This window comes from Flammeovirgaceae bacterium (assembly GCA_015180985.1).
Taxonomy (GTDB): domain Bacteria; phylum Bacteroidota; class Bacteroidia; order Cytophagales; family Cyclobacteriaceae; genus UBA2336.
In genome coordinates, this window is sequence record CP054185.1 from 1,871,822 (window position 1) to 1,883,762 (window position 11,941).

Sequence of the window (11,941 nt, forward strand, 5' to 3'; positions counted from 1 at the left end):
AGGAATAGCGGATAGTGTTTACGAAAAAATCCACCAGGTTAATAAAAGCAAAATAAGGGTGAGAATCGAAGAAATGAAGAGGATAATAATTTGTTTCCGTTTTTCGTTTTCCTGCTCTCCCTTAACGGATAATAGCAATTGTTTTCTTTCAGCTTCTGTTAAGTTTTTGGATTCCCGAAGGTGTTGTTTTTTGGTGGCCCGAAAATTCTTGGTCGGTTTTCGTTTGATTTTTTCCCGTAAATCCAGGTTATACCGGATTGTGTCATTCATTTGTTTGAGAAATCCTCCAAGTAACATGGGTAATGCTCTTTTACCTCAGCAACACTACGCCTCCGCGTTTTTCCTGTGGTCCATCTTCCGGACGATAGGCGCTTCTGTATTTTACAATGTACGTGTAGGTTCCGGCAGGCAGCAGTTGACTGATATTGTTGTTGTAGCCGCCATTCCATTTAAACTGCCGGTCGTTCGATTGAAATACCAATCCTCCCCAGCGGTCGAAAATGAAGACCTGAAAACCGGCATCATCAACAAAGTAGGAGAAAATCCCAAACTCTTTGTTGGGTGCAGTGCCGCCTGCATCAGTTAATTGACTTCCGGGCCGAAAGGCCGTAGGCGCAACGATGCGCGGCTTGCATTCTTCAATAACATCGGTCTGATCAAATGAAGCACAGCCAAATGAGTTTATCAGATCAACCCCGAAAACACCGGGCTCGGTTACCAGTAATGTACGGTTCGTCTCGCCCGTTAACAACACACCGCCCTGGTACCACTGGTAGCTTTGAAAACCGCCACCGGCATCAAGCAGTACTTCGCGCGAATTCGGATCGGGGTTGGCCGGGTTGTTACAGATGAGTGCTTTAGACGGTAATGATCCGGGTGTAACCGGGAATAAAACAATTTCCTGTTCGGCAAATTCGGTACAGCCGGGTATAGTGCCTGTAAGCCTGTACAAACCGGCCGTGGTGCGGGTAAGTGTTGATGAGGTTGCCCCGGCAATATCCACTCCGTTTACTGCCCATTGAAATGCGGTGCCCGGAATTGTGCTGCTTCCGGTTAGTGTAAAAGGAGAACCGATGCAGGGAGGCGTTGAAGTAAACGTGATTTGCAAATCGCCTGCGACAAAAACAGTTTTAGATGCAGAACTGAAAACACATCCCGAAAGGGAGTTAACTACTTCTACCCGGTATGTTATCCCGTTGTCGGCCAGGCCGGCCAGGATGGATTGGCCACCGGGAATAAGCACACCGTTGCGGTACCAGCGGAAGGTGTATGCACCTGACGGAGTGGCTGTAGCCGTGAGTGTAGCCTGGTTTTCACACGGATCGCTTTGATTGAAATCAGCAACCACATTGTTATTTACAAAAACGGTTACCGATGTATTGAGCGGACAAAATCCTGCCTGTGTTACCGTTACATTGTAAACCTGGTTTCCTTGTGGAGGATTTGCAGAAATGGTTTGAAGCGTTGCTGAACCGACAATGTCAGGTCCGCTCCACGACCAGCCGGTGCCACCGGTAACACCAACCGTTATGGGGTTGGTGCACGGATTGACAGTAAACCCGGAAACAGCAACCACCGGATCCTGGTTAAACGTTTGAGCGGGTGAAGCAAACAAACAGCCACCTGCTGTCATTTCTATGATGTAGGTACCGCTAGGCACTCCGGGTGTATCAAAAGGAGAACCTGTACCAGCCCCCGTAGCCACCACCTGTGCCGTAGTTGAGTTGATAACGCGGTAGGTAAAGGGCAATGCTGTTGTATGTGTTACCCGAAGTACCAGCGGGTCGCAGGTGTTTTGCCGGATAACCGATGAAATCGTAAAGACATTGTCATTAATGCTGACTACATCGATGCTCGTACAACCGGATATTTGATCGGTTACGGTAATACCATAAGAGCCGGCACCCAGTCCGGTAAACGGTGGCAGTACAGGTCCAGCGGGCCGGTCAACATCGGAGAGTGAAGTTGAAGGGCCGGTTACAAAATAGGTAAACAAGGTTGAGGCGGGTGTGTTCAGTGTGAGTGCAATTTGTCCGGTTAGTGTTCCGCACCCGGCTGTAGGTGAAGCAACAGCCGTGAACACGGGCGATTCGTTAAATGTAAAGGTCACAGTATCATTTACTGTGCATAATGTAATCGGATCGGTAACCTGCACTATGTATTCAAAGATTCCGGGAATGCTGGAGTCAACCGATTGGGTTTGTGCTGTACCGGCTGGTGCACCATTGATGGTCCAGGCATAGGTTGTACCCGGATTCTGTGCATTGAGCGGAAATACCGGAGTGTTCTGACATAAGGTTTGATTGGGCCCCAGATCAACAATCGGCCGGTTGTCTGCCACCAGAATGGAGCCGCTGGAACGACAGCCGGTTGCGTTGTTGGTAATAATTACACTTACAATGCTTTGCTGACTAACACTGATGGTGCGGGTAGTTTCACCGGTTGACCACGAGAAGGAAAGGTCGGCCAGGTCCGGATTAGTTGCTGGTGTTGCCTCCAGCGTAAGCGGCCCGTTACAAAGTACAGGTTGAGGGATGCCTGCAGGTAAAAATGTAGGGTTTGCCGGTGGCGGAAAGATGGTAATCGTTTGTACAATAGTGGTGTCTAAGCCGCAGCGGTTAAATACGCGTAATGAAACAACGTAATTGGTTGGCGTACCAACTACCGGATAGGTATGGTCCACTTGTGGTTGGGTAGATCCTGTACCATCACCAAATGACCATTCAAACTCATCAATCGGATCAGTTCCGAAAGCAAGAAATGAGGTGGGCGACCCCTCACAGAAACCGGCAATCTGCATGCCTGCCGGCTGAACCACATTGCCTACGTTCTGTATGAAGTTGGGCAAACCTAACCGGCTTTGTGTTCCTGGAGCGAGCGCAAATCCGTTTGGAATAAAACCCGAAAGTAATGTTGTATCGGCATTGAAGGTGATTGTTCCTACGTAAGGTTTATTGTTAACAGCAACATACAGTTGACCATCCGGGCCAAGTTGGATAGCGCCTAATTCTTCATTCACTGCGGCAAGCGGTGGAAGTATCTGGTGGGGTATTCCCAGCGAATCGAAATAAAATTCAACCAACGTAGATTGGCCCGGTGCAGAATTGCGGATGGTGGCAAAGAACTTGTTAAGCGCAAATTCAATCCCGTATATCTGTCCGGCCGGTGCGGTTGGATAAGTCGGGACTATCATACGGAAATTGGTAACCACACCTGTTGTATCAATAAAATCAAAAATTTCAAGTGCTGCGATTTGATAAGTAGAGGGCGCCACTGCTCTGCTTAAGGCTACCATAAGCCGGTTCTGTGCACCAAGTTTCATATACCCATGTGCCAGCCCTTCATCGGTTACAAGGTAATCGGAACCGATGCTGCTGATAACCGGATTACCGATACCGGTGGGCGTAATCCGGTAGGCCCTAAATGAATTGTTACCGTACTCATGCGCGATGAGCCAGTTTCCATTTCCGGTTATGCGTTCGGTACTTCTTGAAAACAAGAGCTGGTTTACCTGGGCCAGGCCGCCATCACCACTATTCAGTTTAATGTCGTAGAGCGAATACCGAAGTTCATACGTATTGGCTCCATGAACTTCCTGTGTGGTAAATATATAATAAAGTGTCTCATCGCCCGGAACAGGAATTATCAGGGCCGACTGGGTAGAACCGTTCTCGCCCCCGATGCCCGGAGGCACCGCCAACGGAATTTCATTGTCGTTTCTGTCGTACACCCGCGTTCCGTCAGTTGATAAAATAACATTTCCGTTGCGGTCACTGATGACCGCAACTCCCTCCGGACTGGTTACCGGTCCGGATATGGCCACCCGCGGCTGCTGGTTAAAATCAATTCCCGCATTTTGCCCGAAGTACCAGATGTTGGCCCGCTGGTCCTGCAACCCGTACTCGCGCACGTTTACACCGGCATAGGCTGAGCAGCCCAGACCATCAGTTACAACAACATAATAGTAGCCTGCTGAATCGGGCGTTAGCACAGGCCCCACATCGCCATTCGACCAGATGACGGAAGCCGGTGTGCCACCTTGTATAGTTACCGTTACCGAAAAATCATCAGCGGTATTGTTCGGGCACGGAGGTATGCCGTTGTTAACCGGCAACTCACACTCGCATGCGGTGGTGTCCTGTACAAGGGTAAGTTGAAGGTCGAACTGATTGATGTTTACCACTCCGCTCGATGAAGCCGACTGCCCGTTAAGAAAGGCCGTAACTGTAACCGTATAGGAACTCCCGGTTTGGTAACTGTGGATGGGACTCCATTGATTGGAGCCGTTACCATCGCCAAAATCCCATACCAGGCTGTCGGCTGCGGGGCTTACGGTCGGGTAAAATGAAATGGGTGTATTTGAACAACTTCCTGATGAGACAAATGAAACCGTAAGATTAATATCAACACCCGGTGAGAATGAAGAAAACTGCTGCGCGTTGAAGTTAGGGTTGGAGGCAAAGGCAACCGGGTTATACGCAATACGGGTTGCAACACTGTCGGTATTAGTCATGCTTCCGAGCCTGAAAATGCCGGCACTGGATTCATACAAATGATAAATAGCGCTGTCGGGCGCCATCTGCAATCCCCAGCTGCGGAAAACATTGGAGGGAAGAACCGGTAACAATGAGGAGGTTGGATTCAGTAAATCAAATTGCAGTACCTGCGCATCCGTACCGGAGTCGTTAAGCCTGGAGATGTACAGGTACCGGCTGTTAGAACTCCACTCCGTGTCGTACAATGCCTGCGCAGCAGTATGCGCTGTATTAAATACGAACTGGTTAAAGGATAAAACTCCGGTGGCGTTGTCAAAATCAAGAATAATTACGTTGCGGTTGGCTGTTTGCGGGGTTACGGCAATACGTCCGGCAAGGCTGTCGTACGAAAAGTTTGCTGCCGAAATATCAAGGCTGCCGGTAAGGTTGTTAAATGTAGTGTGATTAAACGTACCGCCCGGCAGTATATGGGTTACGGTATAGTTGTCGGTATTGTTCTCGTGGGTAATCAGCCAGTAATCAGTGCCGTTGGCATGCGGTATGGTAAGCATTGCTTCGGAGCGGCTGTTTGCCGCAATGCCAAACGGCTGATTTTTTGATATCACATCACCAATGGGTGGAGCAGGAAATACAGCATTTCCAAAAGTGCCCATGTCCACCATGCTTACAGCAACGGTTCCTCCGGATGTAAAACTTGCTGTGTTGGTAAACACATAATATTGATTGGGCACTCCGGGCACGGGGCAGATGGCCACATGCTGGTTGCCATTAAGGTTGGCGGTTAATCCGAAGCCATTCGGCATTTGAGTATGGGTGACATCAAATACCTGGTTGCCATTGGTATAAAACAGCAGGTTGGCGTTTACCTGGTCGGTTACTGTGGCACTTCCGCCAACGCCCAGCAGGTTAGGATGTGCAACCAATACTGGGGAGTTATCTGTCCGGTTAAACCGGATGGCCTGCCCGCCATTGCCGAAATACCAGTTATGCCGGGTAAGATCCTGAGCGCCTGCAGCGATTGTCAGCCAACTGCACAGTACCACCATCCATCGTTGCATACTCTTTATATTCATTTAGCTAAGTCAAAGCATAGTAAGCATTGGAAAACGCACTGGTTACAAGCATAAACGATGCAGTGCTTGCGAAAATATACATTTTGACCAAAAATAACGTTAAAGAATCTGTAAACAGCGCTTTTAATGAGCCTGGTGTTTTATTCCAACTGTTAATCGCTTTAATTTGCTTTGATGGATTTAAACGCATTGAGTTACCGGTTACAAAAATGGCTACTGGTTGTGGTATTAATGCTGGTTATGCTTAATCCGGTAACTGCTCAGGATCCGCAGTTTAGCCAGTTTTATGCCGCCCCGTTGTATCTTAACCCGGCACTTACCGGATCAACCGGGCAGGCCCGTGCGGGGATCAATTACCGCAATCAATGGCCTGCTATTGATGCCAACTTCACCACCATGTCAGCTTACTTCGACTATTTTATCGAGGACGCAAATAGCGGAGTAGGAATTATTTTGAATCGTGATGTGGAGGGACTGGCCGGGTTACGTTCAACCCATGTTGGGTTGCAATATTCGTATGAGATTCAATTTTCTAAAAATGTGGGCTTCAGGCCCGGTGCACAGGTAGCTTTATACAACCGCGACATTAATTTTAACAGGCTTACATTTGGTGATCAGTTTGATCCGGTTACGGGTGAGTTAATATCACCACAAACAGCCGAAACGTTCAACACCAACTTCAGTAAAACCTTTGTTGATCTGTCGCTGGGTGGTGTTTTCTTCACCAAGATTGCCTACCTGGGCATTGCTGCCTTTCACCTCAATACGCCCAATCAATCTATTATTGATGAGAATAGCCCGCTGCCAGTTAAACTGTCAATACATGGAGGATTTAAATATTACATGAAATCCGGTGTGAAAGGCTCAGGAGTGTATGCACAACAAGCGGAACGAAGTATAAGCCCGGCCTTTCAGTACCGCCACCAGGGCCAGTTTGATCAGTTGGATTTGGGTGTGTATTATACAGCCGAACCGGTGGTGCTCGGTTTGTGGTACCGTGGTGTTCCGTTTAAACAGGTTAACGGATTTGTTAATAATGAATCGATTGTTCTGCTCTTAGGGTTTACCAACATTGGTGCAAAGGAAGCGCTGAACATCGGCTATAGCTACGACTACACGATTTCAAAACTGGGTGCCGGCAGTGGTGGTGCGCATGAATTTAGCCTGGTGTACACCTGGCCTATGCGCGATCCGCGCAAACCACCCAAAGACAAGCTGGTCATTCCTTGTCCTGATTTTTAGGGTCATGTATTTTCAGTATCCCTTAGAACTCATCGGAACTTTTTTCTTTGCTGTATCCGGGGCACTGGCGATGCAGGACAAAGACCACGATTGGTTTGGTGCCGGTTTTACCGGGTTTGTAACGGCCATCGGAGGAGGTACGCTCCGTGACATCATGCTGGGCAGTTATCCGCTCGTGTGGATTGGCGATATCAACTTTCTCTATGCAGTACTGGTGGGTGTTGTAATGGCCATTCTGTTCTACAGGGCGTTCATTAAACTGCGCAGAACGTTTCTGTTGTTCGATACGCTGGGGATAGCCTTCTTTACCATCCTGGGTACGGAAAAGGCCATTGCCATGGGGGTGCGGCCGGAGATAGCCGCCATTATGGGCATGTTTACAGCGGTTATGGGTGGTGTTATACGCGATACCCTAACCAATGAGGTGCCTATCATCTTCCGAAAAGAAATCTATGCCACCGCCTGCCTGGCCGGTGCCATTGTTTACCTGGTGCTTGATTTGCACACTCCGCTTGAGCGCAACATTAACCTCGTAGTATCCATCGCAGTCATCATCCTCATCCGCCTTCTTGCTGTAAAGTTTAAACTCTCCTTGCCCGGGTTCAAAGGACGCAGCTAACTCTCGTTCGGCAAGAAATTGGTATCAAGCCAAAAAATTATTTGCCATTGTCCGATTTTTATCGTTTAACTTTGTAAAACTGTTTAAACTAAAATTCAAAACTGAATGCCTTTTATCTGACGTTTAACTTTAACCACCAAGCAAGAAATTGAAAACAACGATCACCATTGCAGCAACTACGGTTGCTCACCATCCTAACAGAACTCTTCCGTTCTTCATCCCGGCCTGTTTGGTGTCCAGGCGTACCCGCCCCACGCGCTTCGTGCGTATTTGATGCATACCCCCAACTTTTGTTGATTCAGGCCTGAGGTCAGGGACCTTGTGCCTGTGCCCTTGTTCAGTTTTTTATTCAGGTAATTAACTACGAAACACCATTGGATAATCATAATATCATTGTCAGGCTGGCCACACCTGACGACAAACAGTATGCAGTAACCATTACCGATGAAATGGCCGAATCGGCCAAAGCCCGCGGTACCGGTATTGCCAAACGCTCGCCCGAATACATTGAAAAGAAAATGGAGGAGGGAAAGGCCGTCATTGCCGTGACACCAGACGGCACCTGGGTGGGCTTCTGCTACATCGAAGCGTGGGAGCATGAAAAATATGTGGCCAACTCCGGTCTTATCGTGTCTCCGCCCTTCCGGAAAACAGGGGTAGCTACGGCCATCAAACGGAAAATATTTGAATTGTCGCGCCAGCGCTACCCTGAAGCCAAACTCTTTGGCCTTACAACCGGCCTGGCCGTAATGAAAATCAACTCCGATCTGGGCTACGAGCCTGTTACCTATTCTGAACTGACTACCGATGAGGAGTTCTGGAAAGGCTGCCGCAGTTGCGTGAACTACGAAATCCTGATGAGCAAGGATCGGAAGAACTGCATGTGCACGGCCATGCTGTATGACCCGGCCGAAGTGGCAGCCAAAGCCCCGGTGCAACCTGTACAGGTTGTCGTTAATCAGCAGGGTAAACTTAAACGCAAACGCAGGCGGATGTTTAAAGGAAATCTCCGCTTGTTCGAACGATGGGTTAGGTTTAAACAGTTTGTTTTGCTTCGCCCCCGCAATAATGGCAACGGTACCGGTGAGCCAAAGAAAAAATCCATCTTAAGCCTTTTCTTTTGGTAAGATGAAAAAGCGTGTTGTACTGGCTTTTAGCGGTGGGCTTGATACCACCTATTGCGCGAAATACCTGGCCGAGGAGCGGGGTTATGATGTGCACACCCTTACGGTAAATACAGGTGGCTTTACTACGGCCGAACTGAAAATGATTGAAAAACATGCCAATGCACTGGGTGTAGCCTCGCACGCATTGGTTGATGAGATCCGGAATTACTATGAAAAAGTAATCCGGTTCCTTATTTACGGTAACGTGCTGAAAAATGGTACGTACCCATTGAGCGTAAGCGCTGAACGCATGTCGCAGGCATTGGCCGTGGCCCGGTATGCCACCGAAATAAAGGCCGATGCGGTTGCCCACGGCAGCACGGGTGCCGGAAATGACCAGGTTCGGTTCGATATGGTGTTCAACATTCTCCTGCCGGGAGTTGAAGTAATTACTCCGATTCGCGACAAGAAACTTTCGCGCGAAGAAGAGATAGCCTACCTGAAGGCCAAAGGGGTTGAAATGAATTTTGAAAAAGCCAAGTACTCTGTCAACAAAGGTCTATGGGGCACTTCCGTTGGCGGCAAGGAAACGCTGGGTTCATTAGGTATGCTTCCCGAAGAAGCCTGGCCGACCCCGGTTACCAAATCGGGTAGTGAAGTGGTGAAACTGCAGTTCAGCAAGGGTGAGTTAGCAGGAGTTAATGAAAAATCTTTCGCTAACCCTGTTGATGCGATCAACTATTTGCAATCCATTGCAGGGCCGTTTGGAATCGGCCGCGATATTCACGTTGGTGACACCATAATTGGTATAAAAGGCCGGGTGGGGTTTGAAGCCGCTGCACCCGTCCTTATAATCAAAGCCCATCATGCGTTGGAGAAACACGTGCTTACCAAGTGGCAGCTAAACTGGAAGGACCAGATGGCCCAGTTTTATGGTAACTGGCTGCATGAGGGGCAGTACCTCGATCCGGTTATGCGCGATATCGAAGCCTATTTGTTAAGCACCCAAAAAAACGTAACGGGTACGGTTTCCATCCAGTTGCATCCGTACCGGTATCAAATACTTGGGATTGAATCGCCTTTTGACCTGATGTCGGCAAAATTCGGAAAATACGGTGAAATGAACCTGGGGTGGACCGGTGAGGATGTAAAAGGGTTTACCAAAATATTCGGCAACCAGGTTTCGATTTATCATCAGGTAAAAGAAGAAGCTGAAAACAAAAGCAATGGGCAATAAGGTAAAGGTTGGAATAGTTGGCGGTGCAGGCTATACCGGTGGCGAAGCGATACGCATACTGCTTAACCACCCGGTAGTTGAAGTGATTTTTGTCCACAGCCGCAGCCATGTGGGTCAGCCCGTGCATGCCGCCCATCGCGATATGACGGGCGAAACTGACCTGAAGTTTACCGGTAATTTATCGGGCCAGGCCGATGTACTTTTTCTTTGCCTTGGCCATGGCGAGAGTAGCAAATTTTTGCAGGAACACGAACTTTCGCCTGGCGTTAAGGTAATTGACTTGAGCAACGATTTCAGGTTGGGCCATTCGGTTAACGGAAGAGAATTTGTTTACGGCCTGCCTGAACTGAACCGCGACAAAATAAAAACAGCCCAAAACGTGGCCAATCCCGGATGTTTTGCCACGGCTATACAACTTGGTTTGTTGCCGCTGGCAGTTCATGGGTTACTTACCGAAGTTTATACAACAGCCATTACCGGTTCTACCGGAGCCGGCCAGAAGTTGCAGGATTCAACGCATTTTACCTGGCGTGCCAACAACATCTCGGCATACAAAGCGCTTACACACCAGCACGTTGGAGAAATCAATCGCTCGTTAAAACAGTTACAACCTTCATTCGATGGTTCCCTGCATCTGGTACCCTGGCGCGGTGACTTTACGCGGGGCATTTTTGTGAGTTCAGTGGTTACAGTCAACAAATCCCTTACGGAAATCAAATCGCTGTTCAGTACCTACTACGCTCATCATCCGTTTGTGGTTATTGCTGATGAAATGATTGATATGAAACAAGCTGTGAACACCAACAAATGCTATGTTTTTCTTGAATTGGTGGGCGATAAACTGGTTATACACTCCGCCATCGATAACCTGGTTAAAGGGGCATCAGGACAGGCCGTACAGAACATGAACCTGATGTTCGGACTGGATGAATCGGAAGGATTAAAGTTGAAAGCAATTGGATACTAAGGTAAATGAATTTCTTATCTCCCCCTCTCCACCGGAGAGGGGGCAGGGGGGTGACATATGAAACCATTCAACGTATATCCGCTTTTCGAAATAACTCCCACACAGGCTAATGGCAGTTGGTTGTGGGATGATCATGGGGTTAAATACCTTGATCTGTACGGTGGTCATGCGGTAATTTCCATCGGGCACTCGCACCCGCATTATATTAAACGACTTGATGATCAACTCCATAAAATTGGGTTTTACTCCAACAGTGTTCAAAATCCAGTACAGGAACAATTGGCTGAGAAACTCGGCAATCTTTCCGGTTATCCAGATTATCAGTTATTTCTTTGTAATTCAGGAGCCGAAGCAAATGAGAATGCCTTAAAGGTAGCCTCGTTTGTTACTGGTCGGAAGAAGATCGTAGCCTTTCAAAAAGCTTTTCATGGCCGGACTTCCGCAGCGGTTGCAGTTACAGATAATCCGAAAATTGTATCCGAATTTAATAAGGGTCATGAGGTGGTGTTTGTCCCGCTTAATGATGAGCCTGCTTTTCTTCAGGCGCTAGATAATACGGTTGCTGCCGTAATTATTGAAGGTATTCAGGGTGTTGGCGGCATTCATGTTCCGGATACAGACTTTCTGCAACTTATTGAAAGACGTTGTAAAACAAACGGGTCGCTGCTGATTCTCGATGAAATACAATCCGGGTACGGCCGCACCGGAAAATTCTTTGCACACCAGCATGCCGGTATTAAACCCGATTTGGTTACCGTGGCCAAAGGCATGGGCAACGGGTTCCCGATTGGGGGCGTACTTATTCACCCTGATATTAAACCCTGGAGCGGTATGCTGGGCACCACGTTTGGCGGCAATCACCTGGCTTGCGCTGCCAGCCTGGCCGTACTGGAAGTAATCGAAAGCGAAAACCTGATGGCCAATGCAACGCTGGCAGGAAATTACCTTATCCATGAACTGGAAGCCTTGCCCACAATTACTGAAGTTCGGGGTATGGGACTGATGATTGGATTTGACCTGCCCGATGAACATCGTTCGGTTCGCCAGACTTTGTTAAATGAATATAAAATCTTTACTGGTGAAGCCAAGCCGAATACCATCCGCCTGCTTCCATCGCTTGCATTAACCATAGAAGAAGCCGGGATCTTTATTCAGGCACTTCAGTCATGCCTGGCAACCGTTGAACCGGAATCAAAATAAC

8 protein-coding genes are annotated in these 11,941 nt (G+C 48.3%); 6 read left to right on the plus strand and 2 right to left on the minus strand.

Annotated features, from left to right (window positions below; genetic code table 11):
- Window positions 1-18: 18 nt before the first annotated feature.
- A complete protein-coding gene (locus HRU69_08835) occupies window positions 19-270 on the minus strand; it encodes a hypothetical protein (protein ID QOI97587.1) in 252 nt (83 codons plus the stop codon).
- Window positions 271-310: 40 nt separating this feature from the next.
- Complete coding sequence (locus tag HRU69_08840; GenBank protein QOI97588.1) at window positions 311-5,569, minus strand: gliding motility-associated C-terminal domain-containing protein; 5,259 nt, start codon at window positions 5,567-5,569, stop codon at window positions 311-313.
- Between the two features lie 174 nt (window positions 5,570-5,743).
- On the opposite strand from HRU69_08840, the gene HRU69_08845 reads away from it, so the two are divergent.
- The 6 genes from HRU69_08845 (at window position 5,744) to HRU69_08870 (ending at window position 11,940) form a co-directional block, all read left to right on the plus strand.
- Window positions 5,744-6,811 carry a type IX secretion system membrane protein PorP/SprF gene (locus tag HRU69_08845; protein QOI97589.1) on the plus strand — a complete coding sequence of 356 codons (1,068 nt, stop codon included), beginning with the start codon at window positions 5,744-5,746 and terminating at the stop codon, window positions 6,809-6,811.
- 4 nt (window positions 6,812-6,815) lie between these two features.
- On the plus strand, window positions 6,816-7,430 hold the full coding sequence (locus HRU69_08850; protein QOI97590.1) for a trimeric intracellular cation channel family protein: 615 nt from the start codon (window positions 6,816-6,818) through the stop codon (window positions 7,428-7,430).
- 374 nt (window positions 7,431-7,804) lie between these two features.
- Window positions 7,805-8,557 carry a GNAT family N-acetyltransferase gene (locus HRU69_08855; protein QOI97591.1) on the plus strand — a complete coding sequence of 251 codons (753 nt, stop codon included), beginning with the start codon at window positions 7,805-7,807 and terminating at the stop codon, window positions 8,555-8,557.
- Window position 8,558: 1 nt separating this feature from the next.
- A complete protein-coding gene (locus HRU69_08860; GenBank protein QOI97592.1) occupies window positions 8,559-9,773 on the plus strand; it encodes an argininosuccinate synthase in 1,215 nt (404 codons plus the stop codon).
- The gene (locus HRU69_08865) at window positions 9,763-10,740 is read left to right on the plus strand and encodes an N-acetyl-gamma-glutamyl-phosphate reductase (protein ID QOI97593.1); all 978 of its coding nucleotides are present in this window, start codon (window positions 9,763-9,765) and stop codon (window positions 10,738-10,740) included. Before HRU69_08860 ends, HRU69_08865 begins: the two co-directional genes overlap by 11 nt.
- A 57-nt stretch (window positions 10,741-10,797) precedes the next feature.
- Window positions 10,798-11,940, plus strand: coding sequence for an aminotransferase class III-fold pyridoxal phosphate-dependent enzyme (locus HRU69_08870; GenBank protein QOI97594.1), 1,143 nt, complete (start codon window positions 10,798-10,800; stop codon window positions 11,938-11,940).
- Window position 11,941 lies beyond the last annotated feature (1 nt).

Bases quoted from the DNA above. Each gene is read 5' to 3' on its own strand.
- HRU69_08840 (QOI97588.1), bottom strand. From the start codon at position 5,569: ATGAATATAAAGAGTATGCAACGATGGATGGTGGTACTGTGCAGTTGG.
- HRU69_08870 (QOI97594.1), top strand. From the start codon at position 10,798: ATGAAACCATTCAACGTATATCCGCTTTTCGAAATAACTCCCACACAG.
- HRU69_08865 (QOI97593.1), top strand. From the start codon at position 9,763: ATGGGCAATAAGGTAAAGGTTGGAATAGTTGGCGGTGCAGGCTATACC.
- HRU69_08850 (QOI97590.1), top strand. From the start codon at position 6,816: ATGTATTTTCAGTATCCCTTAGAACTCATCGGAACTTTTTTCTTTGCT.
- HRU69_08845 (QOI97589.1), top strand. From the start codon at position 5,744: ATGGATTTAAACGCATTGAGTTACCGGTTACAAAAATGGCTACTGGTT.
- HRU69_08860 (QOI97592.1), top strand. From the start codon at position 8,559: ATGAAAAAGCGTGTTGTACTGGCTTTTAGCGGTGGGCTTGATACCACC.
- HRU69_08835 (QOI97587.1), bottom strand. From the start codon at position 270: ATGAATGACACAATCCGGTATAACCTGGATTTACGGGAAAAAATCAAA.